We start from the raw sequence: 26,840 nt of genomic DNA on the forward strand, positions 1-26,840 counted from the left end.
TCTAATAGGGCTTGTATGTAGCAGCGCTCCCCGGTAGCAGAGATATTCTTTTTTCGTAATCTGTTACACTCAAAAGAACTGAGGAGCGGTCCATGTCTGCTGACAAGCATGTCATCATTCTCGGCGGAGGTATTGGCGGCCTAGAAGCCGCTATTACTCTTTGCCGCCAAAACACAGCGTCTGTCACCCTAGTCGACCCAAACCCAGTTCACATCTGGAAGCCCTCACTTCATGAATTCGCCTCTGGCACCATTGAGCATGGCGGGAACCTCTTTTCTTTTATAGAACTCTCCAAACGCTTTGGCTTTGATTTCATTCAAAGTTCACCGGAAAAAGTTGAGCGCGATAAGAAAATTGTGCACCTCAATAATGGCCAGCACCTACCCTATGACCGCCTCGTAGTGGCTATTGGGGCCCGCGCAAATGACTTCGGCACACCGGGGGCACAGGAGCATTGCCTGTTCCTGAACAACCTCAACGATGCCAACGCTCTTCATGAGCACTTCCGCAACGCCCTCATCACGGCTCAAAAAACGGGGGAACCTCTCACGTTAAGCATTGTTGGTGGTGGAGCAACAGGCGTTCAACTTGCCGCTGAACTATGCCGCGCCATTGATAGCACGCCCGAACTCGGGGAAAATGCACGCCGTCGTTTGCTCAAACCAACATTGATTGAAGCAATGCCGCGCCTTCTGCCCGCTTTCCCCGAAAGCGTGTCTGAAGAAGCGAAAAAAGAGCTCGAGAAAATCGGCTTCGATGTCATCACTGAAGGAATGGTCAGCTCCATTGATGCTCAGACTGTTACCCTCAAAGACGGACGCTCGATTCCCGCTTCTATGCGCATCTGGGCAGCAGGCGTTAAAGCTGGGCAAGCAACCGATCTATTCGATGGGCTAGAGCGGAGTCGAAGCGGTCAACTTATCGTGACACCAACGCTCCAATCAGTCGATGATGAGAATATTATCGCTCTGGGTGATTGCTCACGCATTAACACAAATGCCGTCGCCCCAACAGCACAAGCAGCCCGTCAAGAGGGACAATATATAGGACGGATCGCCCTACCCCGCCTTCTCAAGGGGCAGACCCCACCACCTTTTGCCTATCACGATCGCGGCGCTGTTGTGGCTCTGGCAAACTATAATGCATGGGGCATGTGGCCATCAAAGAAGGCTTTCGGCGGGCATGGAATCGGCGCATGTTTTGCACGCTTCGTTCATGAAGGATTGTTTCGACAACACCAGCTTTGCCTAAGCGGTATGTTCAAAACGGCTTTTGTCACTCTACGCGAGCACCTGTCCCCAAATCGCCCAGACTTGGCCGATAAATCCTCTAAAAAGAATTCTTAATATATCTCTATGGAGCGCCTCATAAGCGCTCCATAGGCTCTCCTCATCATGAATGGCCTATAAAGAACGACGCTTTCCTCTTGCAGAAAGGGCCGTTTCTTTTTCATATGAGTCTCATGATGACCATGACCTCTTCCTCCACCTCGTCATCCGGCCTTATCTCGCTGGATGCTATTAAGAACCGGCTCCAGGCAGAGGGCTTCATGTTCCTCCCTGCCCAACAGACGCGAGCCCTCCTTCAGCAGCAACATGCCGCTGATTGGGAGAGCTTTGCGGATAGTTGGAATGATCTCGGCGTAGATCGCTACATGGCGGATGGGGGGCGCTATCGGCGACGGCGCTATGCGACCTTCTCACTCGCCGATGGCCATATCACCCCTAAGCAACACCAGCCGCATTATCAAAGCCGCGACTATAATCTGCTCAATGGCGGAATTGAGCGCTGGTTTAGCCCCATCAAAGACGAGATTGTCGAACATCCGACCTTACGCGCTATCCTCGCTATGAGCGCAGACATGGCGTCATCACTCACGCCTGCACCACAACAGCCTCATAAATGGCATGCAGAAGTGCATCAATTCCGTATTGAAGCAGACCCTCATACACAAGCAAAACCCACGCCTGAAGGAATGCACCGTGATGGTGTCGATTGGGTTTTTGTCTTCATGGTAGATCGCGACAATATCCGCGAAGGGGTCACCAGCATTCATGCACTTGACCAAAAAACCACACTAGGATCATTCACCCTGGCTCAACCGATGGATGCCGCCATTGTCAATGATCACCGCGTGTATCACGGCGTTACGGCTGTGGAGCCTGAAGACCCCACCAAACCTGCCCATCGTGATGTCTTAGTCGTCACCTTACGCTACGAGTAAACACACGCTCACCGGGTTTCAGTCTTACGAAGCTGAGACTCGGTGCCACACGCACCACGAACACCATGTTATTTTTGGGAAACATTGGAGCGGATGAGGGGAATCGAACCCCCGTATGCAGCTTGGGAAGCTGCCGTTCTACCATTGAACTACACCCGCATCTCTTATGTGCCTCTTTTCTTACCCTCCCTTCCCACGTCATGCAAGCCCTTCCTTGGGAGAAAAACCATACTGCTTTTCTTGACGGCTCTCCCATGGAGCTTCATAGTGAAGGTCTATATTTCCTCTAAACTTTTTGGAGGGAACCTCGTGATTTGAGCGGCCGGCTTGCGGCGAGGTTAAAAAATTGCGCTAAAGAGGCCCTGTTTCTCCCCTTAAAAGAGCAGGACTTCCACGGCCCACCACAGCGTTTGCGCCTCTCCGCGCGCAGATATTGATGGAGGGATCCTCTATGTCATCTCACACGCACTCCTCTTCATGGCGCACAGCGACCCACCTACTCCATGATGCCCGCAACCGCACGCCTCATGGTGAAACATCCGACGGGCTCTTCCTGACCTCTGGGTTTGTGTACGACAATGCCGAGCAAGCGGCGGCCACGTTTGAAGGCACGATCGATCACCTGCAATATTCCCGATACGGCAACCCAACGGTAGATACGTTACAAGAACGCCTCGCTCTGCTCGAAGGGGCGGAAGCCTGCTTAATGACCTCCACCGGCATGGGGGCCGTTTCCTGCGCTCTGCTTGCCGGGCTCAAAGCTGGTGACCGCGTCGTTGCCTCCTCCGCATTGTTTGGCTCCACCCACTGGCTGCTCAGCCATTTACTCCCGAGCTATGGCATTGATACTGTCTTGCTTGATGGACGCGATGATCAGGCATGGGAAGAAGCCCTCTCTCAACCGACATCTGTTGTGCTGATTGAAACACCCTCCAACCCTATGCTGGATGTACTTGATATTCAGCGTATTGCTGAGCGTGCCCATAAGGCGGGGGCCGTGTTTATGGTCGATAACGTCTTTGCCACCCCTGTTGGTCAACGCCCGCTAGAGCTGGGAGCAGACGTTGTCATCTACTCCTGTACCAAACACCTAGACGGCCAAGGGCGTGTGATGGGTGGAGCTGTCTTGGGAAGCAAAGAATGGGTCACTGAAAAATTACAGCCCTTTGCCCGCAATACCGGTAATACGCTTTCCCCCTTTAATGCGTGGGTTCTCCTCAAGGGAATGGAAACACTGGATCTTCGCGCTCAAAAAATGGCCAGCAATGCAGCCCGTGTTGCTGATGCGCTCGCTGAGCTCCCCGGTGTGACAAAAGTCTTTTACCCAGGCCGAAAAGATCATCCCCAGGCATCCATTGCCCAACGTCAAATGCGCGATGGCGGTTCTATGATTGCCTTTGAAGTCGCCAATGGCAAAGAGGGCGCTTTTGCCTGCATGAATGCCTTCTCCATTATCGCCATTTCAAACAATCTTGGTGATGCACGCAGCTTGGTCACTCATCCAGCCACCACAACGCATAAAAAACTGACAGAAGAAGAGCGCGCACAGCTTCGTATTACCGACGGTTCCATCCGCTTCTCCGTCGGATTAGAAGACCCAGCAGACCTGATTGACGATCTAACACGGGGTGCTCAGGCCGCTTTAGCAACAAAAGCCGGCTAAGAGCCCCAAAGAAGAACCTGACAAATGGCTGGGATGATTCTAGAAAGGCATCATGTCTGACGATTCATCCCATACAGCCACCACAACGCGCCTTGACCTAGACACAGCTGAAGAGTTGAAGGCCCCTCCTTGCTACACCGCAACAACGCACGACGTTGTCGTTAGCGTACGCACCTTTTGGCTGGAAGAGCATTCCACGCCAGAAGAAAGCCAGTATGCGTGGCTGTACCATGTCGTCATTGACAATGGCAGTTCTGAAAATCTGCAACTCTTGTCACGCAGCTGGACCACACTTGACGCAAACGGCCAACGGGAAGACACGCAGGGGCTCGGTGTGGTCGGAGAACAGCCCTTTATTGCCGCCAAAGGACAGTACCAATATACGTCAGGTGCCGAGCTCAAAACCCCAACCGGGTTTATGAAAGGGCTCTTTCATATGATCGCCCCCGATAGTCGGCAACATTTTGACATCACCATCCCCACTGTCAGTCTTGATAGCCCCCATCATGGCGGCCTCATCCATTAAGAAAAGGACTTTGCTGCCTTGAACGCCTCTCCTGCATCCTGTCGTCGTAAACGTGTTGCAGCCCTCCTCTTGGCCGCTGGTCGTGGGCGCCGTTTTGCTGCGAGCGCCCCGGCGACTACGCACGAAAAAGGTGCATCACAGCCAATCAGCAAACAGTTCCATACGCTTCGTGGCCTTCCTGTTATTCGCCATGCAGCCCTAAGCCTGCTGCCTCATGTTGACATAGTTCAACCCGTGGGGAATGATCCTCTGCTTGCTGAAGCGCTTCAAGGGTTAGACGTTCTTCCTCCCGTCAACGGTGGTGCAGAACGTCATGATAGCGTTAGGGCTGGTCTGGACGCGCTCGCTCAATTGCCCCAGCCACCAGACCTCGTTCTTGTCCATGATGGGGCACGCCCCTATGTCCCAGCCCGCGTCATAACCGATACAATCGCGGCTTTAGAGAAGCATAAGGGTGTGATCCCTGCCCTTCCAGTGAGCGACACACTCAAGAAGGTCGAGAACGACCTCATCACAGGCACCGTTTCCCGTGCAGGGCTCTGGCGCGCACAAACCCCACAGGGTTTTTCCTTCCCTCTTCTACGTGAGCTCCATCATCGCCACCGCACCGCGCTGACAGACGATGCAGGGCTACTGGAACATGCCGGACATCCTGTCGCCATTGTTATGGGCTCAGAAGATATTATTAAATTGACTGTTTCGGAGGATTTGATGCGTCTCGACCGTGTCATGGACCAAAACCAACTCCCTATGCTGCCCCGCGTTGGGCTGGGCTACGATGTCCACGCTTTTGCCGAAAATCGTAAGCTTATTCTTTGTGGGATTGATATCCCCCATGAGCGCGGCCTCGCAGGGCATTCTGACGCTGATGTGGGCATTCACACACTTTGTGACGCTATCTATGGTGCCCTTGCTGAAGGGGACATTGGGCAGCATTTCCCCCCCAGTGACGACAAATGGCGCGACATGGATTCCGCACGTTTCCTTGTCCATGCCGGAGACCTTATCCGCTCCAAGGGTGGCATGTTAGTCAATGCTGACATCACCATCATTTGCGAACGCCCCAAGATCGGCCCTCATGCCCAAGCTATGCGCGAACGCCTTGCTGAGCTTCTCAAGGTCAATGTAAGCCGTATTTCTGTCAAGGCCACAACCTCAGAACGTCTGGGCTTTACAGGACGGGAAGAAGGCATTGCCGCAACAGCTGCTGTCAGCCTTATGGTGCCTGACAGCGGAGAATAATCCCTCTCACGCCAGCCCCCTTTTCCCAAAAGGGGGCTTTTGCTTTTGGGGCTGTTCAGCCTTGCCGCACGAGCGAGAGAAACTGCATCGCCTCACGAATATCTTGCTCTTTGCGCTCAAGCGTTTGGGCCATTTCCGCGTCATGCCCCCATTTCTTGAGCTGATAGCGCTCATCAGCTTGTCCAAGTGCTACAGCCTCTTCCAAGCTCAACACGTCATATATAACCGCAAGTGCGAGCAACAAGCTCCCAAAAACAGGAGCGATAACACCTAATGTTGCCAACGTATCTGCATCGAGGGTGCCTAATAAACGGGTCAGCCCTTCTTGATACGCCTGGGGATGAGAGAGCGGCATAATCCCTGTTGTGGCATCGGGGGACAAAGCGTGGTGATGCTTCGCCCATGCTAGCACACGTCCAACAAGCTGTTCATCCTGCGCAGCAGAGCGGTAACATAACGCGTCATCCAATCCATAGGCCAAGAGCTGCTCCCGCATCTCATCCATATATGGTGCCACACGCTCAATCCGTGTGCCACTCATACGCGTGAGAGGCAGTTCCTCTGGCGTAAAGGGCGCTTTAGGCTCGATCGCCTGCCACTCCTTTACTAAAGCCTGCCCTAAAGCCTTAGAGGCTACCGCCAGTGTCGTGCCTTTAGGAAGCTTGACAGGACGGCCATCCAAGGCTGGCGCATATAACCCGCTTTTCTGCGTGTCTAAGGTCACCTCTTTCCAAAAACGTTTACGTGGCTGGCTCATGGCTTTCCTCCAATCCCAAGGGCTTTGAGAATATCACTGGTGCGAGAATGCTCCCCTGACAAAGCCGGAATAGGCAAACCATCATGACCATCACGCGCTTTACTAATCACCTCTTGGCAGAGATCCGCCGTTTCTGTGTCTTGGCCAATATCAAGCTGGTTTTGCCCACCTTCTGTGCGGAGCGACGTTATTTGCGGCGCTGTGATCGTCCCAGCAACACGCACCGGCATGCTCATCTCATTCCCAGCCAAGCTGACATGTGGCAGAAGCTGCAATGACAAAGCACCATCATCAAGCTTCACCTGCCCATGCCCCTTCACGAGGAAATGCTTTGTCTGTGCACCGAGCGCTTCCAACACGCCCTGCCCTTGATGGAGATTAACCCGAACAGCCGCACAACGCAGGCCCATCGTTCCATTCCCCAGCTTTAAGAACGCTGCGGCAGGGCCTGCCAGAGGAGCAAGAACAGAGGTATGAATCTGCCCCTTCACCACAGAAAGGCCCATCGCACCTTCTAAGGATGAGAGAAGAGCCTCTTGCGTGTCCCCTCGGGCCTCAAGCGCACCATCAAGCTGCACAGGCCCTTCAAAAACAGGAGACTGCCCAATAAAATGGAAAAACTGTGTTGACGGCATCATCCATGGGGTTGCTTGCACACGCACCGTCATCGGATGCGTGGTGTTATCAACCTCGACTTTTGCTGAGAGCGCCACCCCACCAACATTGGCCTTTAATGGGTCAACCAACAGGCGGCGATCTCCAAGAGCTAAGGTTATATGAGCGTCGCGGTAATCCATGCCATAAAACGCTAATTGATCAGCCGTTAGATCCAGCAAAATATGATGCGTATCAAGAAAGGCACGCACGGCCTGAAGGCGATCAGAATGGTCTTGCGATCTTTGTGCCGAAGGGGAAGAAGCCTCCTCTCCCTCTCCTTGCACAGCAGCAGGAAGGAGAGCATCTCCGTCTGCATGCGTTAAATGAAGATGAGCATCAATAGAAGCCGGTTGGGTGGCAACAGGACGTGTAATAGAAAAGCGCCCATCTCCTCCAACTTCACGGCTATCAAAATGCAAATCATGCACATCAAGCTGTTTGAGCCCCTGAGGTGAAAATGCCCCTGCGGATAGCTGCCCGTTTAGCGATAAGCCATGTACAATAGTGCCAGAAAGCCCTTGTTCAATCCCCGGAAGCTCCGGTGCCTGCAACATATCGGCTTGTCCATCAAAACTCAGCTGACTGGCTTGACGTCCCAATGTCCCTTGGGCGTGAAACTGCACACCATCTTGTTCGGCCACTGTTTTATGCTCACGATGGCTTAATAACGTCATGAGGTTACGATCACGCCCTTGTAAGGTCGCTTCCAGGGGAACGGTGGGCTGATCCGGCTGTTTCCACGCCGCCACGCTTTTTTCCAACGTACCGAGCTGAGCTTGAACCTCCCACGAAAAGCGCCCCCAATCCGCGTCTCCATGAATGGTAAGTGGCGCAAGAGACGCGTCAGCATCCATTTGTAATTGCCGTAAATGCAACGGAGCTTCAATGCCGAGCGTGCCTTGTGGGAAATCAACACTGCCAAGCTGGACATGCATCTGGACTGGGTAGAGCTTCCCCGGTAGAGCCGCTAGCCGTTCAAGGAAACCGCCCGCTGGTAACTCTGATTCATCACGCTCACGCACATCCACCATACCACCGACAGACTGCACCGCTGGCACCCCAATATGAGGGAATAATTGTTCTATGTCGCGCAAATCTGCCCAATGACCTTGCATGCTGAGGCGTAAACCTTTCAAACGATGAGGGTCTGTAAAAGAACCATCCATCACCATCTGATCCTGCTGGCCTTCTTTTCCGAAAGTCAGCCCAAGACTAAAGCCCCATGGCTCACCTTGAGGCGTAGACGCCGAAAGAACGCGATGAAAAGAGCCCATACGCCCCTTAAAATTGAAAGGCGTTTCTCCATGATACGCATGAAGGTCAATCCACGGGCTCACACTATGCATGCCCTGTAAATCCAACGACGCAATCGCGAAACCGCCGCTGCGTTCCTCCCCTTTTCTTGAATGATCATCACGCCAAGACAGCTGGGCGCTCGTCACATGGAGCGCGTCAAAAGAGACTTTCCAGTGCGCATGTGAGGTGGCTGCTGAGGGAGCATCACCCATTTTCCGTGCTGCAGGTTTGTCATCCGCCGCGAAAGGGAGCCAAGAAGAACAAACACCATCATGCGTGCGATGCAGGGTAATCTGGGCATTTTCAACGGTGAAATCTTGAAACGACACTTCCCGATGGAGCAACGCCAGAAGAGAAATATCCGCATGAACAGATCGAGCTTGCACAAAAGGCGTGCAACCAGAACGCGTTAAGACCACCTGACCTGCATGGAAGGACGGCCACGGGAACACCTGGAACGAAGCCGTTTCCATCTTGAGGTCAAGGCCGGTTTGTTCATGAAAAGCCTGCGTGACATGGTCACGCACAGCCTTTTGGTCAATCAGCATATAAGTTCCGACACTGATGCCCAAAAGCATCACGACCAACATGATCAAAATTCCGACCAGCTTTTTCATCAGCTGCGACCTTTCGCGTCTTAAAAATTAGGAAATGCGTTTGGGTTTAGGAGCCGCCTGCACCACAAAGCCAAGCATCCGGAATGTATCCACCATATGCTTTGGTAACGGCGCTGTCACACTCAGTGTTCCCCCCGCTGGATGCGGGAATGTTAACGTGCGGGCATGAAGATGCAGCCGCTTTGCAAAACCAGTGGGGTGTGGCGTCTTCGCGCCATAGCGAGGGTCTCCTAAAATAGGCGTCCCGAGGCTTTCACAATGCACGCGAAGCTGATGCGTGCGCCCTGTCAGCGGAGACAAAGCCAGCCAACTAAAGCGCTTCCCAGCGGCATCAAGCGTCTCATACGCACTTTTGGCCGATTGCGCGTCTTCATCACGACGACCTGCTGGCACAACGAGTGCCGCGCCACCTGCACCCACCTTAGCAAGAGGCTGATCAATCACCCCATCACCGGGCATCGGACGCCCAACTACAACAGCCCAGTACGTCTTCTCTACCGAACGGCTACGAAATGCAGCAGCCAGCTTTGCAGCAATCCCCGGTGTGCGTGCTAAAAGCAGCAAGCCCGACGTGTCACGGTCGATCCGATGCACCAAACGTGGACGATCCCCGCCCGGCGGACGCAGCCCCTCCAGCATCATATCAATATGTTCATGAATACCCGGCCCACCCTGTGTCGCCAGACCAGAAGGTTTATTGAGCACAATAAGTTGATCATCTTGATACAAGATCATCGACTCGATTCGCCGCGTTAAATTTGGATCGGGCGGTGGCGGTGGAGCCGGACGGCTTTGGTCAGGCAATGGCGGAACACGCACAGTCTGCCCCGGGAAAAGACGATGATTCGCCTGAACACGCTTCCCATCAACACGCACTTGCCCTTTACGGCACAGCTTCTGCAACGCTCCCTGCGTCAAATTCGGGTAATGACGACGGAACCAACGATCAAGGCGTAGGTCAGCCTCATCTTCGCTTATGATACGGTTTTCAACACTCATGATTGGCGAGATGCCCGTTTCTGAGCCAACATGTCCAGACGTTTTATGATCCTTTCTTCAAATCCACGCTTAACGGGGTGGTAAAGTTGGACGCGTTCCATCCCATCAGGGAAGTAATTTTGCCCCGAAACGCCGTCTTCATAATTATGATCGTATTCGTACCCTTCCCCATAACCGAGGTCTTTCATCAACCCCGTCGGCGCATTACGAATATGGGCTGGTGGTATAAGACTTCCCGTCTTTTTAGCCAAAGCCCGCGCCGCCTTATAGCCCGCATACACCCCATTCGATTTTGAGGCGACGGCCATATGCACCACCGCTTGTGCAAGGGGAACCTCTCCTTCTGGCGAACCCAAACGCTCATAAGCCTGCGCTGCTGCTTGCGCGAGAGGCAAAGACGACGGGTCAGCCTCTCCAATATCTTCTGCTGCAAAACGCACCAAGCGGCGCGCAATATAACGCGGGTCTTCCCCACCTTCTAACATACGCGCAAACCAATACAGGGCCGCGTCTGGGTCACTCCCACGGAGCGATTTATGGAGGGCAGAGATCAGATTATAATGCTCTTCGCGATCTCGGTCATAAAGGACAGGGCGCCGCGCAAGCACTTTAGCCAGCTCTTGCGGCCCCAAGTGAGGCGCATCCTCTTGCGTGGTGAATGTGAGGAGCTGCTCCACCATGTTGAGCAAATAACGCCCATCCCCATCAGCCATCGCCCGTAAAGATGCTCGCCCTTCACGCGTTAAGGGGAGGGTACGTTCCGTAAGCTGTTCTGCATGGGTCAGGAGGCCTTCAAGAGCTGCATCATCAAGGCGATTGAGAACAAGCACCTGACAGCGTGACAACAAAGCGGAATTTAGCGCAAAAGAAGGATTTTCCGTTGTGGCACCAACCAGTACGACCGTGCCACGCTCCACGTAAGGGAGAAAACTATCTTGCTGCGTGCGGTTAAAACGATGGATTTCATCAACAAAAAGCAGCGTACCCTTACCGGTGCTATCAAGGCGTTTATCAGCTTCTTCAAACGCCTTCCGCAAATCCGCAACGCCAGAAAAAACAGCGGAAAGCTGCGCGTAAAACAACCCGGCTTGTGAAGCTAAAAGATGGGCTATCGTGGTTTTACCACAGCCCGGGCCGCCCCATAAAATCAAGCTCGGCAACGTACCACGCGCAAGCATACGCGTCAGCGTGCCATCTTCTGCGAGAAGATGCTCTTGCCCCCGCACATCTTCCAGCCGTGTCGGACGGAGACGATCAGCCAACGGTTGCGTCCTCGGGGCAGAACGATGCCCCTGACCCGAGGAAGTCTGACGAGGCGCCATGTCTGACGAAGGAGAGGAAGACCCAAAAAGATCAGACGTATCGGCTGTCATATCCATATTCCTCTCACCACCATAACCTAATGAGCATTCCATCGTTACCGCCAATCAATGCAAGATATGACGTAGCATTCCAGGGAGGAAGACGGAAAGCGGATAAGTCTGAAAGGTCGGCTTATCAAAAGTGCCGTCCAACGTGTAGGTCAGCGCCATCACACCACTACCCTTTTCTGGGGCAAAAAACGACCGCATCCCAAACAATCCCCCCGCTGCATGGTTTAATCCAAAAAGCGGTGAAACCGTTCCTTTAAGCAAGAGATGCTGAGCAACAATGTCAATATTCCCCTCAAGGGTGGCCCCAACGATTGCGTTGCTCAACTGCCCATCTTCAACCGTCATAACGGTATGACTCATTTTAACCGTGGCAGAGCCTGTCAGATTCTCAAACCGGTCACGCTCAATTTGTCCCCAATGAAGCGGCGCAAACACCGTTGCCGCCGTTAAGGCCGCCGGAGGATGAGCCAACGCGAGATCACGCACACTCACGTGACCTGTAAACGGGCCTAATCCCAATCCCCACATGCCATAATCATTGTCTGATGATGGAGAAGAAGCTGTAAACCGCCCTTCCAGATAAACATGGCCGCCATCAAGCTGTTGATAACCCTCAAGCTCTTTGACAAGAGAGCTTAAACTGCTGATATCAACCTTGAACACATGGCTTTGTCTCTCTTGAGGCTCAGGCTCTAGCTGCACAGAAAGAGCTTGCGGCCCTTTTGCATGAAAAACAGCCTGCTCCAACCGGCGTCCTTTCCATGCGACAGTCGCAGACATATCCGTCAGCGTTTTATCCTGCCGGTAGAACACACGCCCAGACTGAAGAGAAACAGCCCATTCCCCTGAAGGAAGAAGAGGCTTGGCATAATCCCGATGCGGGGGATGTGAAGAACGCAGCGCCCCTGTGGAAGATTGATGAGCTTGAAACCACGGGCTCACATCCAAACTCTCTGCTATCACGTCAATATGGTAGGGTGTGTTGTCTTTTGCCCCTATAGGCCAAGACGCCTGCAGACGCCCCACATTGCGCCCGAGGGTCATATGATCCACACGCACCCCAAAGACGCGGCCCTTTTTCACCATAGCACCGCCAACGAGAAAGAGCGCAGGCCCCCGTGCACGCAAATTCGTGACTGCTTGAATACGAGAATCAAGAGTGCGAATATGCGCGCTCAACGATGTCGGCACACCCGCCGGCTTAACCCAAGACGGCATACGCAACGCCACGGGGGTAAAGTCTGCATTGATCTGCACCTCTCCCTGACGGTGCTTATGGCCAAGACCTTTTTGCACATAAACAGCCGTGACCGGCGCAGCACCGCTCATCATCCCAGAAGGAAGAGACAGCCCTATCTTGCGCAAGAGCACCGCATCAAGCGCTGTCTGTGCCCTGACAGACCGCAACACACGCCCTGGCTCGTTGGCTTGAAAACGTTCTTCTGCAACCACATCAGCAGGAATATGGCGAATATCTGCCTTGCCTTGGAAACGAATTGCCTGTGACGTCACCTGAAGCTGCCCTTGCCCCCGCTTCACAGCACCAAGAGCAGGTGAGTCAAAAGTAATATTTTGACACTCCGCCTGAGCATCAAAATGAATATCGCCCATCTTCACTGATTTATCGAGCGGCAAGCTTACTGACAGTTCACCCGCAACCTTTCCTGCCGGTTGACGTAACGACAGCGGATGATTCGATAACAGATGAAGCCTTGGATGAGAGAGCACATTTAAAAATGACGGAAAAGCACCATCTAAACCCAGTTGAATATGAGCAAATTGGCTATGCCGTCGCAAAATACCCGTTAGGGTAATCCGCCCTCGTGGCACCGCAATCGTCGCATGCTGCCCATCTGAAAGCTGGCCATGAGCAACATCAATCTGCAGCGTATTGGGGTCAAGAAAACGTGCTGATGCCTCTACATTCGTCACGGGTTGAACAGGACGTAACCATGAGACAGAGAGCGCATGCCCTCTCAACTGTCCCTCTAGGCGCTGAACGCTCAAGCCCTTCAGCCCTGTCGCACTATGAAGCTGCGTATCAATGGCTAACCCATCACCCCGCCCTTCTGTCATGTTGGTTGTAATCCAACGCCGCGCCCCTTTAGCCATGCCATAAGGCCAAATAGAACCCAAAGTCGCAAAATCGAAGGCTGGAATACGGGCTTGCACAGCAATATCAACAGCAGAAGGATGCAGCATATCATCAATCTGCACGTGTGATGACAGCATGACGGGCACCATCTGATGATGGCTATCACGCATCACTAAGCGAATACGACCTTGATCCAGCACAACATGCTGCAAAGGCTGGTTGCCCTGCCATCTAACATCAAAACGCCCATGCCCCTCTTGCACATGAAGAGGATCATGACCTGTTTGTAAAATATCTCCCGCTCCTAAAGAAAACTCTGCTTGCAAATTTAAGGGCCGCCCGCCCATTCCTTTAGGTTGCACATCACCTTCGGCATGAAGCTGTATAGGCAGCTGCCACCGTTTCACATCATGTGCATCAACTTGAGGGAGCCACCCCGCTAGACGCGCAGGCACAAGAGGATGAACATCCAAGCGAAGATGAGTAAGCCCTTCCCGAACTGATTGGGCGGTGAGCTGGAATGGCACATCCTCCTGCCCCCAATGGAATGCCCCTTCAATATGCCCTTGCCAGCCAAAGTGACGCCGGTAATGCACAGCTAATGCAGGCATATGAAAATGCATGACCGCATCAGCACGCTGCGCATCACGCATCGTGACAGAAAGATTACTGACCTCAACATCACGGAGTGCATCAGCATCCAGAAAAGCTAAAGAGTTCTCTTTTTTGCGAGAGGACAAAGACTTACGCGGGAAACCGATGATATCAGGAGCAATTGTTCCATCTTCATAATGTTTTAACGCGAATTGGGCACCCGACACACGCACAGCCCGAAACGCAATATGCCCCCGCAAAAGAGCCGCCAAATTAAGCACAGCAGCCACATGCTCAAGCTGGTTCAGCACACGGCCATCACCCTGCACGAGATTCACATGCTCCACCCGGAGCAATAAACCTGCAGGAACATGCTGCTTATGCGGGCTCCAGCCGAGAAGAATCTTCCCCCAATGGACATACCCAACAGGCGGCTGCCCAGCCGTCAGCTGCACCGCCACGGGCTCCCATCGTTGGGACAACGCCGTAACATCCAACGGGCTTTGCGCTAAACGCCATAGTACGAAACAAATCAGGACAGCGATAACAGCCAGCGGAAGAAAGAGACCGATAACGCACCAACGCAACCACCGCCACGCACCAGAACGTTGTTGGGCTGGCCTATCCGTATCACTCATGGCAGGGTAGTCCGTCTTACGCAATTATTCAGGTAAATGAGCAAGAGCCCCCTGCACCCAGCTCACATGTTCAGCAGGACGAACGCGACGTTTCATCGCACAGACACGGCCTTGGCCATCAAGGAGGAACGAGCTGCGTTCAATCCCCATAAATTGCCGCCCATATAGCTTCTTTGGCACCCACACACCGTAGGCCTCCGCCAATATGTGCTCTTCATCAGACAGGAGTGGAAAATTCAGCCCTTGTTTCTGTGAAAATCGCTCAAGTTTTTTAAGCGGATCAGGGCTCACACCCAAAACCTTGAGCGTCTCCCCATTGGGCAAACGCAAATCAGACAAAGCATCACGCAACGCACAAGCCTGTGTCGTACAGCCCGGCGTCGAAGCTCTTGGATAAAAATACAGCAAGTAAGGAGCCCCTTTAAGCGCCTCACTACTCACCGTACTCTCCCCTTCAGGGGTAAGGGCAGGCAACGAAAATGCCGGCCCTTGGTCACCAACCTCAATCACTTTGTCTGTCACGCTTGCCGATCCTTATTGATACATTCGTTACGATTACTGGCCCGCCCCGTGGGACGGCTGGTCTGAATGATACACACTGCCATCACCCGCTGAATCATTAGACGCAGCAGGCTGGGTCGTATCAATCTGGTGGCCTGTCTCGGCATGATGGTGCACCACATTAGCACCCGGAACAGGCTCACCTTGGCGTACTTTTTGAGAAGGTGTGTTGCGTTGAATCTTTTGGTAGCCTTCTGGTGGCTCAAACGTGCTGGCAGGCAAATCACGATAGGTGACGTTCTCTGCTTCCATCTTCCCGCTTACACCGTCTGAATCAACGCCTGCTTCTGCCAAGATAACCCCATCATCAGTGACGCAAGCCTGCGCCTTCCCTTTAGGGCTTTCAATCGACCAACGACGGCATTCATGACCGGCAACAGTCCCCATTCCCTCTGCGTGATAGGTCATATTCAAGCTCAGCATGAAGGGGTTGCTGAGGCCATTAACCGGGAGGAACTGGATGTAGCTCTTCTTCTCCGTGCTGATTAAGGTCACACGTTGCTTTAAGCGATCCAAAATCGTAATACCCTGCACCCCAATCGGATCAATGCGCAGCTGATTGCCATCTGCCGCAAAAGACACCATCACCTTCTTCTCAGGTGCCGCTGCATTCCCTCCTGCCCAGAAACGATAAGTCACCACAACATCGCGCGTTGGTGCTAATGCTGGATGATCAGCCGGGGCCTCCGCATGTGCTGGTGCAGCAGCCAATATAGCAGCAAAAGCACCACCCACTAAGCCGAGTTTACGATAATGAGACATGATAATCTCCTCCCCCTTTAGACGACCGCAGCGCAATAATCTCACTATGCAATGCAGACAAATCAACGTCCCCAGACCAAACAGCCTGTACAGCCAACGCTTCACTGAGTCGCCCTTGATAATCAGACAATGGTACAGCTCTTCCCCCCAAGCGACTCAAATGAGGGGTGACATACTGTGTATCCAGTAAACGATAGCCCCCCTTACGCAAGGCTGCAACGAGGTGAACTAAGGCAATTTTGGACACGTCGCGTTCATGAGAGACCATGCTCTCTCCAAAGAAAGCTCCCCCAAGGGCTACTCCATAGAGTCCACCAGCAAGACTGCCATCTGTACGGCGCACCTCAATAGAATGCGCAAAACCACGCTGATAAAGCTCTTCATATAATGTGCAAATACGGGGGCTGATCCATGTTTCCTCCCGTCCTGGCGCGGGAGCAGCGCACGCACTCATCATCCCCGCAAAGTCATGATCTGCACAAACCTGATACCGCCCCGAAAGAACGGTACGCATCAACCGACGCGGTACATGAAAGCCCTCAAGAGGAATAATCCCACGCTCCTGAGGGCTAAACCATTCCAGTTCATCACTCTCGCGGTCTGGCGCCATCGGGAAAAGACCAAGGCTATAGGCACGTAAAAGCTGCTCTGCTGTCATATCTGTCATCATCGTGCTACGACATGAGCCTCACGTTGGAAGAAGAGACCATGCCCCAAACCTTTATTTACGTCATCGCTTTTGTCATGTGCGCGCTTGCCCAACTCTTCTATCCAGAAGCGACGCGTATTCTGCATGTGCTTGAATGCGTTTGCCTGCTCGGTATTGTGGGCTTTGGGGTGCTCGAAACGTATCAAGACATCCAGAAAGCCCGCCGCGCTAAAGCAGAGTTTTCAGCCAAACATCACAAAGATTCATCGCCCGTCGCACGCCCCTGATAGGCTTGAGCAGCCTCTTGCACAGCCGTACCATGCGTACGCTCTAACCGCCGGATCGTAAAATGGGCCCGCGCTACCGCACGATAATGCGCTAGAAAAGCAGAATTAAGCGCAGCACCGCATAAAGCGCCAGCAACAGGTACCATCTGAGCAGCAAGCTTGCGTGACAGCGCAATCCCATAATGCCCAGCGACTTCAGCCATCAACATCACAAGAGGCTGACCGCGCATCAAACCACGTGCTGCAAAAAAGCCAAGCTCGTTTTCATCGTCACCCTCGCGACGCCCCGTCGCGACAGAACGCAGAGCAAAAACTTCCAAACAGGCACGGCGCGTCTCTTCGTCGTTCAGGTCTTCGCCATTTTCACGTGCAATCGTCGCGATTTCACGCATGATCGCAAGCGTCGTAAAGCCGATATCAGGCGCCATACCCGCAAACCCGCCAAAGCCACCCGCTGCTCCGGACACAGCCACGGCAGCCTGCATCATATTTTCTCGTATTTTACGCGAAACGACTGGCCCCTCACGCTCCACACCTAAGATCGCGACCCGAAAAGCCTGCTCAATCGCGGTTTCTGTCACACGCTGCATCATCGCTTTGAGGCCAGGCGCCATAGACAAGCCTTGCAGACCCAGCTGAGTTGCCCGGCCAACAGCACCCCCCATCAAATCCGCCAAACGAACCAACGTGCCGCGCCCTTGTTCAACTTGCTCTAAGACCTGATGAAGCTGTGCGAGGGATTCACCATCCATATCGCGCGACATAAAAGATGTGCTGGGTAACTGTGTATCATGATCTGCGTTCATGGGGTTTTTCTCCGTTTTGTCTACGCCAGAAACGGCGACACCATCATTTAACCTTGTTCCCACTCGCCACGGCGAGTCAAATAGGCAAATTCATCCTCTGTCACAGGGGCAACAGACAGCCGAGACTGTTTGAGCAACGCCATCTCCGTTAAATTGGGGTCTGCTTTAATGTCTGCCAAGCTAATCGGCTTCTTAAAAGCCCCATCTGCTTTCACATCAACACAGACCCAGCGCGTATCCTCGGTCGTCGGGTCTGGATAGGCCTCTTTCACCACCTCAACGACCCCCACGATACGCTTTTCAGTCACAGAATGATAGAAGAGCGCCCGGTCACCGCACCGCATGGCTGAAAGATTATTGCGCGCCTGATAGTTACGCACCCCATTCCACGGCTCAACATCATTACGAACCTGCTCTTCCCACGAGAAAGAGGCTGGTTCTGACTTGATCAGCCAATAGGCCATGCTTGGACTTCCTTTTCCGACTTTGACGTTGCAAACGCGTTATCTCTTGGCGAGTATAGAAGGTTCAGATTATGGAGAACAATGTCCTCCCAAAAGGAGCCCGTCCCTTACCGTGTCTCTTTGGTTTCACCGCCTTGCCAATCCGGGCGTTTTCCTACGTTTTACGCGTCCATGCCTCCCTATCATTGGAGGGCTAGGGGCTGTGATCTTACTTGTCGGACTCGTCTGGGGGCTCTTCTTCTCTCCAGCTGATTGGCAGCAGGGCGAGACCGTACGCATCATGTATCTTCATGTACCGATGGCGTGGCTTGCCTCTGCTTGCTACGTGGGGTTAGCGTTATGTGGCGCCTGTTCTCTCATATGGCGTCATCCCCTTGCTGACCTTGCCGCTCTCGAAATGGGCCCTATCGGTGCCTGTGCTGCTTTGCTCTGTCTCATCAGCGGGTCTTTTTGGGGGAAACCCACATGGGGCACATGGTGGGTCTGGGACGCACGCTTAACCTCAATGCTGGTTCTCTTTTTTCTCTATTGCGGTCATATAGCTGTCATCCGCGCGTTTGACCGCCCCGCCCGCGGGCAAAAAGCCGCCGCTCTTCTCGCCCTCGCTGGGGTGATTGACCTTCCCATCATCACATTCAGCGTACAATGGTGGAACACGCTTCACCAGCCCAACACGCTTTCTTTAAGCGACGCTCCAGCCATGTCGCTCTCTATGCTCTGGCCACTCCTACTATGCGCCATTGGCTACTCATTAGGGGCCATTGCTCTTATCGGCACCCGTATCTGCACGGCCATTTTAGAGCGCCGCTTAGCGTCCCTCCCTCATCGACAGGGGCAGCCATGAACGCTGCGTGGACTTTTGTACTCGCCAGTTATGGGATCGCCTGTCTTTGCCTCGGCTCGCTCACCATCGGCGCTATCTATCGCTATCGGCGCGCTGTCCGGCAATTCACCTCTAACCAACAGACTGACCGCTCCGTATGACACGTTCACGTCGCCTGTCCTCGTCACGTTCCATAGGCCGGCTCTGGATCGTTACGGTCTGTTTGCTTTGCTTAAGCGGTGCAACAGCTCTCACCCTCTACGGGCTATCAAACAGCCTTGTTTTTTTCATGGCTCCGTCGCAGCTCCTCAACCACCCTCCCCCTCCCGATCGCACCATTCGCCTCGGTGGGATGGTCGTGGCCGGGTCTGTGCATAAAAACCTCTCCTCCGCACAACCCGAAATTCGCTTTGATGTCACAGACGGCCAAGCAGCCATCACCGTGCATTATTACGGAATTGTGCCGGATTTATTTCGTGAAGGGCAAAGCATCGTGGCAATCGGGCATCCTCAGACTGACGGTGTTTTCCTCGCCGATGATGTACTGGCCAAACATGACGAAACCTATATGCCAAAAGACGTAGCCGATGCCCTCCAGCGCAGCGGGAAATGGGATCCGCGCTTTGGCCCGCCACCCAACGCAGCCAGCTGGAACGCGATGACCGCCACCCCTAAAGAGACCCACCCATGATGGATTTTTTCGGGCCGGAAGAAGGCCATTACGCTCTGGCTTTAGCGTGTGTTCTTGCCTTCTGCCAAGGCATCGCTCCTTTTCTTAAACGGCAAGGTCGCCCTTCCTTTTTCAGCCCACTAACGCCGGGCTTCGCTTGGGCACATGCTCTCGCACTTCTCCTCGCGTTTATGTGCCTCATGCTTGCCGCACTGCGTGATGATTTTTCTGTGCAAAATATCGCAGAAAACTCCGCACTCGCTAAACCGCTTTTCTATAAAATAACGGGCATTTGGGGCAATCATGAAGGGTCTATCCTGCTCTGGATTGTTCTGCTGAGCTTATGCAGCGCCTGTGTGTCGTTTATTCACACACGGCATCAAAACCCCCTCTCCCGCCTAAAACGCCACGCTTTGGGGGTTCTCGGGCTGATCTCCGCCGGTTTTGACCTGTTTTGCCTCCTCACCTCCAACCCCTTTGCCCGCCTCTTCCCGATGCCCGCTGATGGAATGGGCATGAACCCCCTCCTCCAAGACCCAGGTTTAGCGGTTCATCCGCCTCTCCTCTACGCTGGCTATGTGGGGTTTGTCGTCCCGTTTGCATTTGCCATTGCTGCCCTCATAGACGGGCAGCTGACGCGCCTTTGGGCAACACTCGTCCGCCCTTGGGTGCTTGCGGCATGGGCACTCCTCACCTGCGGAATCGCTCTTGGATCTTGGTGGTCATATTACGTGCTGGGCTGGGGGGGGTATTGGTTTTGGGACCCTGTGGAGAATGCCTCACTCATTCCATGGCTCAGCGGCACTGCCCTTCTCCACAGCATCCTTGTTGTCGAAAAACGTCAGAGCCTGCGTATCTGGACAGCTCTGCTCGCTCTTGCCACTTTTTCATTCTCCCTCTCTGGCACCTTCTTGGTGCGCTCAGGCATTCTCAACTCCGTCCATAGCTTCGCCAATGACCCCACGCGGGGCGTTTTTATTCTCACCCTGTTAGCCCTCGTGGTTGGCGGAGCCCTCACGCTCTTTGCATGGCGTGCGCCTTCCCTCCATGATGAGAGCTCTTTTACGCCTCTCTCACGTGAGAGCGCCTTGGTGCTCAACACTCTTTTCCTCTGCTCCCTGTGCGCCGTTGTGCTCACCGGCACACTTTACCCACCCTTTATCCAGCTTCTCCTCGGCCATACGCTTTCTGTTGGGAAGCCATTTTTCGACAGCACCACCATTCCGCTCACCATCCCGCTTCTCATCGCAATGGGGATTGGCCCCGCCCTGCCTTGGCTCCACGGCTCTCTTCGCACAATATGTAAGCGTCTTTATCCAGCCTTTCTCTGCACCTGTGCCGCCTGTATCCCGGCTTTTGTCTTTCTACCTGACCGCATGGCTGCCCTCTGCGCTGTGCTCGCTCTTTGGGTTATATCCTCTAGTGTGCTCGCCCTATTCCATCAGCTTCGTGTCGCTACACATCCCTTCCGCCTCTCACGCAAAATCTGGGGCATGACGCTGGCTCATATTGGCGTTGGGGTAACGATCCTCGGTCTATGCGGAATGAGTGCGGCCCACCATACCATCGTTGCGCCTCGCCTTGGGGAGCACCAATCCCTTGATGGCCTTGACTGGCAGCTTGTCTCCGTCACCGACCATCCCGGCCCTAATTATGATGCCCGGGTTGCTGAACTACGCGTCAGCCGTCATGGCCATCCTATTGCACAGCTCCATCCAGCCCTACGCGTCTTCTCCCATCCTCACCAGACGATTTCTCAAGTGGCTATCCGAAGCTTTTTGACAGGAGACCTCTACGCTGTTCTAGGCTCAACAGAACATGAAGGACAGGAAACGCGCTATATCCTACGCCTTCATCACAACCCCCTTGCACCATGGATCTGGCTCGGTGGGCTCATCATGGCAGGTGGCGGGCTCATGGCCTGTCCGTTCGGCAGGAAACATACCCAAGGGACACCCTCATGACGCTCACCCGCCGCCATATCCTTGCTGCCTTACCGCTCACAGGGGCCGCAGCCCTCGGGCTGGGCTTCCAGCATATCCTCTCATCTATGAAGACGGGGCAGTTTGACCCACGCGCTATCCGCACCTCCGGGGAAGCAGTGCCGCAGTTTCCGCCCCTTTCGCCTTTACCGGGCCTTAAAGGAACGATAGAGGGCATTGAGTGCACCAGCCTTACTCAGCAGAACAAACCGATTTTACTCAACTTCTGGGCTTCTTGGTGCATTCCCTGCGTCACAGAACTTCCGCTTCTGAGCGCGTTAGCTCCCTCTCTCACCCTTTGGGGCATCGCGTATAAAGACCGCCCCGAACGCGCGAGCGCTTTCCTCACCCGTAATGGCCAACCATTTGAACGCGTTGGACAGGATAAGGACGGGACTGCGGCCATTGAATGGGGTGTTACGGGTGTGCCAGAAAGCATTCTCATTCTTCCCGGGGGCCATGTTGTCTGGCATCATCGAGCGGCCCTCACTCATGAGGTCATTACCCATGACCTCCTTCCGCTCCTTCGGCCATTTTTATGAGATTCTTCCACTCTTTTTTTCTCACTGTCCTCTTGTTGAGCCCTGCCGCCTCATATGCGGTGGATGACCCTAAAGAACTTCTACCTAACCCACAGCAAGAGCAAGAAGCCGAACAGATTGGCCAACAACTCCGCTGTCTTGTGTGTCAAAATGAAAGCATTGAGGAAAGCAGCGCGCCTTTAGCGCGTGATCTCCGCAAAATTGTGCGTCAACAACTGACGCAAGGACGCCAGAAAAGCGACATTCTTGCGTGGATGTCTCACCGTTACGGGAATTTTATCCAGCTTAAACCTGTTTTCAATAGCGAGACCGCTTTATTATGGCTCATGCCTTTTCTGGCTCTGGGCAGCGCGTGTGCATTGAGCTATCGCCTCTGGTTCAAACGCCCCATGCAAGCCCGCTCCCTCCAAGACACAGCGTTAAAGAAGGACTGACATTATGTTTCTCTTTGGCTTTCTGATCTTTACGCTGTTTATCTTCATCCCCATCGGTCTCAGCCTCTGGCGTTCAACCTTAGTAAAGCGTGAAACCTATAATCCCGTAGAAGACCAGTATCGCACAGAGCTAGACCGTCTTCATAAAGACCATAATGCCCATCGGCTGGACGATAGCGATTATGAAGCCGCCCGTTTCGCGATGCAGCGCAAGCTTGATGACCTTATCACTAGCCCACCAGAGGCCACAGCTTCGCTCGGACGGCTCCATATCCTTATCGGCGTAGCAACCGTCTTTCTCATCCCTATTTTGGCACTCTTTCTCTACAGTATTAACGGCTTTCCATTGCTATCAGCGCAATCAGCTGATGAACGCAAACCCCTCCCTGTGCCAGAACAATCGGCTCAAACGCAGCTCAATATGGTCAATGCACAACTGGCTACACGTCCTGCAACGGATCCCGCTATGGCCAATCTGCATATTCGCCGTGGCGAGTTAGAAGCCCAAATGGGCATGCCGACACAAACTGTGGCCGATTGGACGATCGCTCTTAACAGTCATTTTACCCCAGAGCTTGCCCTCCAAATTGCCGAGCTTGAAACCCGCAATGCCGGCCATGTGACAAAAGAGGCTCTAGCACTGTATCATCGCGCCCTTGATGCGTCCCCACCTGAAGCTCCGTGGCGGATGGCCGTCGAAGCACGTATTGCTTCGGGCGAACATGATAAGGACCAAGATCATCCATGATGACTCCCTCCTCTCAAGGTGTCATGAGCTGCCCCTGCTGCCACCACACCATTGGCGGCACAGCAACCACCTGCCCTAACTGCCATGCTGAGAAACATTTTGGCCCTGTTTCACGTGAAATCATCCTATCTTCTCTCATCGGCTTTTTACTTGCGCCCAGCGTTGCGTTTTTACTCATCCCACTCTCCTTCTGGTTTGTGCTTATCGCTGCTGGGGGCCTCTTTTTAGGCTTTGCCTTCGCTCAATATCGCTTCAATACAGACCGCTGGATCTGTTCTAAACAGAGCCCCCACATCAAGGAGACTGACTGATGACTTCTTCACCTCGCACTGTTTCTTTAAAAGGTCAGGCCCTTCTTGATACGCCACTGCTCAATAAAGGCACGGCTTTTTCTCATGAAGAACGTACCGCCTTTGGCCTTCATGGGCGCCTCCCCGCTGCTGTTCACAGCTTAGATGAGCAAGTCACTCAAGCGTACGAAACCGTGATGGCTAAGCCAGATACGCTCAGCCGTCATATTTATGTGCGCTCTCTACAAGACAGTAACGAAACACTCTTTTACGCTCTGCTTGAGCGCCATTTAACAGAGATGATGCCCCTCGTTTATACACCCGGCGTGGGGCAAGCTTGCCTTGAATTTTCCCATATCTGGCAAAGGCCGCGTGGGCTCTTTATCGCAGCAGAGCATAAAGGCCATATCGCTGACCTCATCGCGTCGTCTGATTACGATAAAGTTAAGCTGATTATTGTTACCGATGGTGAGCGGATTTTAGGCCTTGGAGACCTCGGGGCCAACGGAATGGGTATTCCCATTGGAAAACTTTCGCTTTACACCGCCTGTGCTGGTCTCAACCCCGACATGATGCTGCCGATCACCTTAGACGTCGGCACGAACAACGAAACATTGCGCAACGACCCCTCCTATATCGGCAGCCGTACCCCGCGCTTACGTGGAGACGCTTATAGCGCATTTGTCGATGAGTTCATCACAGCCATTACCGCACGCTGGCCGCATCTCCTCCTCCATTGGGAGGATTTCGCAGGCCTTAATGCCGCCCCACTCCTTGCACGTTATCGCAACCAACTGCTAAGCTTTAACGACGATATTCAAGGCACCGCTGCCATTGCCACCGCTGCGATTTTAGCGGGCGTTAAAGCAAAGAAAGAACGTCTCTCCCAACAAACCATCACGATTGTAGGCGGCGGATCGGCTGGCTGCGGTATTGCTGACCAACTCTTCCAAGCCATGCTGGCAGAAGGCACAAGCGAAAGCGATGCCCGCGCACGTTTCTTCATGCTGGATCGCCCCGGTCTTCTCACAAGCGATATGCCCAACCTCACTGAGGGGCAACAACGTTTCGCCCGTTCTGAAGCCTCACGCGATGGTGTTGGCCGCACGCTAGAAGACGTTGTGACGACGGAGCACCCCACTATTTTGATCGGTGTTTCAGGGCAAGCGGGGCTCTTTACGCAATCACTCATCACATCCATGAGCACGCATTGTCAGCGCCCACTGATTTTCCCTCTCTCCAACCCAACCAGTCATGTGGAAGCCACTCCACAGGATATTCTGACATGGACGAATGGTCAGGCGATTGTCAGCACAGGCAGCCCCTTTGCCCCTGTCACGATCAATGGGCGCACAATTACCATAGATCAGACCAATAATTCCTACATCTTCCCTGGTCTTGGGTTAGGCGCCCTCGCCTGCGGAGCCCAGCGCATTAGTGACGGGATGCTCATGGCATCAGCGCAAGCTGTGGCAGAGCTTTCCCCACTCCTTCAGGGCGGGAACAATTTGCTGCCTCCATTAGACGATAGTGCGTCGATTGCCCGCACAGTTGCACGTGCCGTCGCCTATCATGCCCGTGATGAAAAACTATGCCCAGACTTTACCGATCAGGATTTCCAAGACGCCTTAGACCGTCTTAGCTGGGCCCCGACATACCAAGACTATCAACCCGCTTAACCCCACTCCCTCTCTTTTTAGTCAAGGAATGACCCCCATGAGTACCCGTATTGAAACCGATGGTCTTGGAGAGATCGAAGTCTCTAACGACGTGTTATGGGGCGCGCAGACCCAACGCTCCCTCCGCTATTTCAGTATTAGTAAGGAGCGCATGCCCCATGAAATGATTGAGGCTTACGCGATCCTCAAACGCGCCTGTGCCACGGCCAATAATGCCAGCGGGCGCCTGTCTGACAAACGGCGTAAGCTTATCTTCACCGTTTGTGATGAAATCATGAGCGGGATGCATAATCGCATGTTCCCTCTCCATGTGTGGATGACAGGATCAGGCACGCAGTTTAACATGAACGTCAATGAGGTCATCGCGAACCGTGCCAGTCAGATTGCTGGTTATGCATTAGGAAGCAAAGAACCGCTCCATCCCAATGACCATGTCAACATGGCCCAATCCACCAATGATACCTTCCCCAGTGCCATGCATATTGCAAGCGCGCTCACGGTGGATCGGCAACTCCTCCCTGCGTTAACGCGTCTGCGCCATGCGATTGAACAAAAAGCACGGCAATGGAAAGACATCGTCAAGGTTGGCCGCACCCATCTGCAAGACGCTGTGCCCATCACTCTTGGACAAGAATGGTGCGGATATGTCGGGATGTTGGATGAGCATATCACCCGCCTTGAACAAGCCCGCGATGGCCTGCTCCCGCTGGCGTTAGGCGGAACCGCACTGGGCACAGGCGTCAACACAGACCAAGGCTTTGCCGAGCGCGCTTGCGCTGAAATTGCCCGCCTTACACAGCTGGATTTCAGCAGCGGGACCAATAAATTTGCCTTACAAGGCGCGCATGATGGGCTCGTTCACCTCTCCAGCACGTTGCGTGGCTTAGCAGGAAGCCTCTTCAAAATCGCCAATGATCTCCGCTTACTCGCATGTGGCCCACGTGCCGGAATTGGAGAGATCACCCTCCCGACCAATGAGCCGGGCTCATCAATTATGCCGGGGAAAATTAACCCCACGCAAGCTGAAGCCCTAACCATGCTCTGCACGCAAGTCATGAGCAATGATGTGGCTGTTGGCATGGGCGGCGCTGGTGGCATGCTGGATATGAACGCTTACAAGCCCCTCATGATTCATAACATCATGCAAAGCCTCACCCTTCTTCATGATGGAATGGAAAATTTCCGTCGCTTTATGATTGAAGGCATTGTCGCCAATGAAGAGCATATTAAGCAGAAACTTGATCATTCGCTTGTGCTTGTCACCGCCTTGTCACCCAGCATTGGCTATGATCGCGCGTCACAAGTCGCGCATCATGCGGTCAAAAACGGCCTTTCTCCAAAGCAGAGCGCGTTAGACCTCGGTTTTATGACAGCCGAAGAGTATGACAGCGTAGCCGATCCCACCACCATGCTCTCTCCTAATATTACGCCATAACGCACAAAACGGGCCTCTACCTCTTCT

The 26,840-nt window shown here is 53.6% G+C and carries 26 protein-coding genes, 1 tRNA gene and 1 riboswitch; of the genes, 16 read left to right on the plus strand and 11 right to left on the minus strand.

All coding sequences use genetic code 11. The features are described from left to right. The first annotated feature begins 92 nt into the window (after window positions 1-92). The gene (locus tag GS535_RS01380; protein WP_160791491.1) at window positions 93-1,346 is read left to right on the plus strand and encodes an NAD(P)/FAD-dependent oxidoreductase; all 1,254 of its coding nucleotides are present in this window, start codon (window positions 93-95) and stop codon (window positions 1,344-1,346) included. Window positions 1,347-1,471: 125 nt separating this feature from the next. Beyond that, a complete protein-coding gene (locus tag GS535_RS01385) occupies window positions 1,472-2,224 on the plus strand; it encodes a 2OG-Fe dioxygenase family protein (protein WP_160791713.1) in 753 nt (250 codons plus the stop codon). 85 nt (window positions 2,225-2,309) lie between these two features. Here GS535_RS01385 and GS535_RS01390 read toward each other — a convergent pair. Further along, window positions 2,310-2,383, minus strand: a tRNA-Gly gene (locus tag GS535_RS01390). Between the two features lie 137 nt (window positions 2,384-2,520). Further along, a riboswitch (SAM riboswitch) is annotated at window positions 2,521-2,600 on the plus strand. A gap of 75 nt (window positions 2,601-2,675) precedes the next feature. Here GS535_RS01390 and GS535_RS01395 point away from each other — a divergent pair. The 3 genes from GS535_RS01395 to ispF are packed head-to-tail and all read left to right on the plus strand — an operon-like array spanning window position 2,676 to window position 5,655. Beyond that, window positions 2,676-3,887, plus strand: coding sequence for a PLP-dependent aspartate aminotransferase family protein (locus GS535_RS01395; protein ID WP_237442148.1), 1,212 nt, complete (start codon window positions 2,676-2,678; stop codon window positions 3,885-3,887). A gap of 52 nt (window positions 3,888-3,939) precedes the next feature. Then, entirely contained in the window at window positions 3,940-4,413 is a 474-nt protein-coding gene (gene apaG / locus GS535_RS01400; protein WP_202401547.1) for a Co2+/Mg2+ efflux protein ApaG, read from the plus strand. Window positions 4,414-4,431: 18 nt separating this feature from the next. Continuing rightward, window positions 4,432-5,655, plus strand: a complete 1,224-nt coding sequence (gene ispF, locus GS535_RS01405) for a 2-C-methyl-D-erythritol 2,4-cyclodiphosphate synthase (RefSeq protein ID WP_160791489.1) — start codon at window positions 4,432-4,434, stop codon at window positions 5,653-5,655. A 55-nt stretch (window positions 5,656-5,710) separates the two neighbouring features. Here the strand turns inward: ispF and GS535_RS01410 are convergent, their stop codons facing one another. The 8 genes from GS535_RS01410 to aat are packed head-to-tail and all read right to left on the minus strand — an operon-like array spanning window position 5,711 to window position 16,671. Further along, entirely contained in the window at window positions 5,711-6,412 is a 702-nt protein-coding gene (locus tag GS535_RS01410) for an ATP12 family protein (RefSeq protein ID WP_160791488.1), read from the minus strand. Further along, complete coding sequence (locus tag GS535_RS01415) at window positions 6,409-8,982, minus strand: AsmA family protein (protein WP_160791487.1); 2,574 nt, start codon at window positions 8,980-8,982, stop codon at window positions 6,409-6,411. The genes GS535_RS01410 and GS535_RS01415 overlap by 4 nt, the downstream gene beginning before the upstream one ends. A 27-nt stretch (window positions 8,983-9,009) precedes the next feature. Next, window positions 9,010-9,981 carry an RluA family pseudouridine synthase gene (locus tag GS535_RS01420; RefSeq protein ID WP_160791486.1) on the minus strand — a complete coding sequence of 324 codons (972 nt, stop codon included), beginning with the start codon at window positions 9,979-9,981 and terminating at the stop codon, window positions 9,010-9,012. Further along, window positions 9,978-11,360: a replication-associated recombination protein A gene (locus GS535_RS01425; RefSeq protein ID WP_160791485.1), complete on the minus strand. Its 1,383-nt coding sequence runs from the start codon at window positions 11,358-11,360 to the stop codon at window positions 9,978-9,980. The genes GS535_RS01420 and GS535_RS01425 overlap by 4 nt, the downstream gene beginning before the upstream one ends. A 48-nt stretch (window positions 11,361-11,408) precedes the next feature. Then, the gene (locus GS535_RS01430; protein WP_160791484.1) at window positions 11,409-14,681 is read right to left on the minus strand and encodes an AsmA-like C-terminal region-containing protein; all 3,273 of its coding nucleotides are present in this window, start codon (window positions 14,679-14,681) and stop codon (window positions 11,409-11,411) included. A 24-nt stretch (window positions 14,682-14,705) separates the two neighbouring features. Next, complete coding sequence (bcp, locus tag GS535_RS01435) at window positions 14,706-15,203, minus strand: thioredoxin-dependent thiol peroxidase (RefSeq protein WP_160791483.1); 498 nt, start codon at window positions 15,201-15,203, stop codon at window positions 14,706-14,708. A 33-nt stretch (window positions 15,204-15,236) separates the two neighbouring features. Next, complete coding sequence (locus GS535_RS01440; RefSeq protein WP_160791482.1) at window positions 15,237-16,004, minus strand: hypothetical protein; 768 nt, start codon at window positions 16,002-16,004, stop codon at window positions 15,237-15,239. Further along, a complete protein-coding gene (aat, locus tag GS535_RS01445) occupies window positions 15,988-16,671 on the minus strand; it encodes a leucyl/phenylalanyl-tRNA--protein transferase (RefSeq protein ID WP_160791711.1) in 684 nt (227 codons plus the stop codon). Before aat ends, GS535_RS01440 begins: the two co-directional genes overlap by 17 nt. Window positions 16,672-16,712: 41 nt before the next feature. On the opposite strand from aat, the gene GS535_RS01450 reads away from it, so the two are divergent. Then, window positions 16,713-16,940: a hypothetical protein gene (locus GS535_RS01450; protein ID WP_160791481.1), complete on the plus strand. Its 228-nt coding sequence runs from the start codon at window positions 16,713-16,715 to the stop codon at window positions 16,938-16,940. Here the strand turns inward: GS535_RS01450 and GS535_RS01455 are convergent. Then, the gene (locus GS535_RS01455) at window positions 16,907-17,746 is read right to left on the minus strand and encodes an EcsC family protein (RefSeq protein ID WP_160791480.1); all 840 of its coding nucleotides are present in this window, start codon (window positions 17,744-17,746) and stop codon (window positions 16,907-16,909) included. The two genes, GS535_RS01450 and GS535_RS01455, sit on opposite strands and share 34 nt — an antisense overlap. Window positions 17,747-17,793: 47 nt before the next feature. Further along, on the minus strand, window positions 17,794-18,210 hold the full coding sequence (locus GS535_RS01460) for an EVE domain-containing protein (RefSeq protein ID WP_160791479.1): 417 nt from the start codon (window positions 18,208-18,210) through the stop codon (window positions 17,794-17,796). Here GS535_RS01460 and ccmC point away from each other — a divergent pair. Genes ccmC through GS535_RS01510 form a run of 10 tightly spaced genes read left to right on the plus strand, consistent with a single transcriptional unit; the run spans window position 18,209 to window position 26,813 of the window. Beyond that, window positions 18,209-19,054, plus strand: a complete 846-nt coding sequence (ccmC, locus tag GS535_RS01465; RefSeq protein ID WP_160791478.1) for a heme ABC transporter permease CcmC — start codon at window positions 18,209-18,211, stop codon at window positions 19,052-19,054. The genes GS535_RS01460 and ccmC overlap by 2 nt on opposite strands. Further along, entirely contained in the window at window positions 19,051-19,194 is a 144-nt protein-coding gene (locus GS535_RS01470) for a heme exporter protein CcmD (RefSeq protein ID WP_160791477.1), read from the plus strand. The genes ccmC and GS535_RS01470 overlap by 4 nt, the downstream gene beginning before the upstream one ends. Beyond that, a complete protein-coding gene (gene ccmE, locus GS535_RS01475; protein WP_160791476.1) occupies window positions 19,191-19,724 on the plus strand; it encodes a cytochrome c maturation protein CcmE in 534 nt (177 codons plus the stop codon). Before GS535_RS01470 ends, ccmE begins: the two co-directional genes overlap by 4 nt. Further along, complete coding sequence (locus GS535_RS01480; RefSeq protein ID WP_160791475.1) at window positions 19,721-21,667, plus strand: heme lyase CcmF/NrfE family subunit; 1,947 nt, start codon at window positions 19,721-19,723, stop codon at window positions 21,665-21,667. The genes ccmE and GS535_RS01480 overlap by 4 nt, the downstream gene beginning before the upstream one ends. Further along, window positions 21,664-22,227, plus strand: a complete 564-nt coding sequence (locus GS535_RS01485) for a redoxin domain-containing protein (RefSeq protein WP_160791474.1) — start codon at window positions 21,664-21,666, stop codon at window positions 22,225-22,227. The genes GS535_RS01480 and GS535_RS01485 overlap by 4 nt, the downstream gene beginning before the upstream one ends. Next, complete coding sequence (locus GS535_RS01490; protein ID WP_160791473.1) at window positions 22,224-22,661, plus strand: cytochrome c-type biogenesis protein; 438 nt, start codon at window positions 22,224-22,226, stop codon at window positions 22,659-22,661. The genes GS535_RS01485 and GS535_RS01490 overlap by 4 nt, the downstream gene beginning before the upstream one ends. A gap of 4 nt (window positions 22,662-22,665) precedes the next feature. Further along, window positions 22,666-23,409 (plus strand): c-type cytochrome biogenesis protein CcmI, encoded by a 744-nt coding sequence (gene ccmI, locus GS535_RS01495; protein ID WP_160791472.1) that lies wholly within the window; start codon window positions 22,666-22,668, stop codon window positions 23,407-23,409. After that, on the plus strand, window positions 23,406-23,720 hold the full coding sequence (locus tag GS535_RS01500; protein ID WP_018980835.1) for a hypothetical protein: 315 nt from the start codon (window positions 23,406-23,408) through the stop codon (window positions 23,718-23,720). The genes ccmI and GS535_RS01500 overlap by 4 nt, the downstream gene beginning before the upstream one ends. Then, window positions 23,720-25,378 carry an NAD-dependent malic enzyme gene (locus GS535_RS01505; RefSeq protein WP_160791471.1) on the plus strand — a complete coding sequence of 553 codons (1,659 nt, stop codon included), beginning with the start codon at window positions 23,720-23,722 and terminating at the stop codon, window positions 25,376-25,378. The genes GS535_RS01500 and GS535_RS01505 overlap by 1 nt, the downstream gene beginning before the upstream one ends. Before the next feature lie 37 nt (window positions 25,379-25,415). Further along, window positions 25,416-26,813 carry a lyase family protein gene (locus GS535_RS01510; protein ID WP_160791470.1) on the plus strand — a complete coding sequence of 466 codons (1,398 nt, stop codon included), beginning with the start codon at window positions 25,416-25,418 and terminating at the stop codon, window positions 26,811-26,813. Window positions 26,814-26,840: the final 27 nt, after the last annotated feature.

The organism is Saccharibacter sp. EH611, assembly GCF_009834765.1.
In the GTDB taxonomy this organism is placed as follows: Bacteria; Pseudomonadota; Alphaproteobacteria; order Acetobacterales; family Acetobacteraceae; genus Saccharibacter.

Bases quoted from the DNA above. Each gene is read 5' to 3' on its own strand.
- GS535_RS01485 (WP_160791474.1), top strand. From the start codon at position 21,664: ATGACGCTCACCCGCCGCCATATCCTTGCTGCCTTACCGCTCACAGGG.
- aat (WP_160791711.1), bottom strand. From the start codon at position 16,671: ATGACAGATATGACAGCAGAGCAGCTTTTACGTGCCTATAGCCTTGGT.
- apaG (WP_202401547.1), top strand. From the start codon at position 3,940: ATGTCTGACGATTCATCCCATACAGCCACCACAACGCGCCTTGACCTA.
- ccmC (WP_160791478.1), top strand. From the start codon at position 18,209: ATGCTTGGACTTCCTTTTCCGACTTTGACGTTGCAAACGCGTTATCTC.
- GS535_RS01505 (WP_160791471.1), top strand. From the start codon at position 23,720: ATGACTTCTTCACCTCGCACTGTTTCTTTAAAAGGTCAGGCCCTTCTT.
- GS535_RS01380 (WP_160791491.1), top strand. From the start codon at position 93: ATGTCTGCTGACAAGCATGTCATCATTCTCGGCGGAGGTATTGGCGGC.
- GS535_RS01490 (WP_160791473.1), top strand. From the start codon at position 22,224: ATGAGATTCTTCCACTCTTTTTTTCTCACTGTCCTCTTGTTGAGCCCT.
- ccmI (WP_160791472.1), top strand. From the start codon at position 22,666: ATGTTTCTCTTTGGCTTTCTGATCTTTACGCTGTTTATCTTCATCCCC.
- GS535_RS01480 (WP_160791475.1), top strand. From the start codon at position 19,721: ATGATGGATTTTTTCGGGCCGGAAGAAGGCCATTACGCTCTGGCTTTA.
- GS535_RS01470 (WP_160791477.1), top strand. From the start codon at position 19,051: ATGAACGCTGCGTGGACTTTTGTACTCGCCAGTTATGGGATCGCCTGT.
- GS535_RS01420 (WP_160791486.1), bottom strand. From the start codon at position 9,981: ATGAGTGTTGAAAACCGTATCATAAGCGAAGATGAGGCTGACCTACGC.
- GS535_RS01410 (WP_160791488.1), bottom strand. From the start codon at position 6,412: ATGAGCCAGCCACGTAAACGTTTTTGGAAAGAGGTGACCTTAGACACG.
- GS535_RS01455 (WP_160791480.1), bottom strand. From the start codon at position 17,746: ATGAACGCAGATCATGATACACAGTTACCCAGCACATCTTTTATGTCG.
- GS535_RS01500 (WP_018980835.1), top strand. From the start codon at position 23,406: ATGATGACTCCCTCCTCTCAAGGTGTCATGAGCTGCCCCTGCTGCCAC.
- GS535_RS01415 (WP_160791487.1), bottom strand. From the start codon at position 8,982: ATGAAAAAGCTGGTCGGAATTTTGATCATGTTGGTCGTGATGCTTTTG.
- GS535_RS01440 (WP_160791482.1), bottom strand. From the start codon at position 16,004: ATGTCTCATTATCGTAAACTCGGCTTAGTGGGTGGTGCTTTTGCTGCT.
- ccmE (WP_160791476.1), top strand. From the start codon at position 19,191: ATGACACGTTCACGTCGCCTGTCCTCGTCACGTTCCATAGGCCGGCTC.
- GS535_RS01510 (WP_160791470.1), top strand. From the start codon at position 25,416: ATGAGTACCCGTATTGAAACCGATGGTCTTGGAGAGATCGAAGTCTCT.
- GS535_RS01395 (WP_237442148.1), top strand. From the start codon at position 2,676: ATGTCATCTCACACGCACTCCTCTTCATGGCGCACAGCGACCCACCTA.
- GS535_RS01425 (WP_160791485.1), bottom strand. From the start codon at position 11,360: ATGGATATGACAGCCGATACGTCTGATCTTTTTGGGTCTTCCTCTCCT.
- GS535_RS01385 (WP_160791713.1), top strand. From the start codon at position 1,472: ATGACCTCTTCCTCCACCTCGTCATCCGGCCTTATCTCGCTGGATGCT.
- GS535_RS01430 (WP_160791484.1), bottom strand. From the start codon at position 14,681: ATGAGTGATACGGATAGGCCAGCCCAACAACGTTCTGGTGCGTGGCGG.
- GS535_RS01460 (WP_160791479.1), bottom strand. From the start codon at position 18,210: ATGGCCTATTGGCTGATCAAGTCAGAACCAGCCTCTTTCTCGTGGGAA.
- GS535_RS01450 (WP_160791481.1), top strand. From the start codon at position 16,713: ATGCCCCAAACCTTTATTTACGTCATCGCTTTTGTCATGTGCGCGCTT.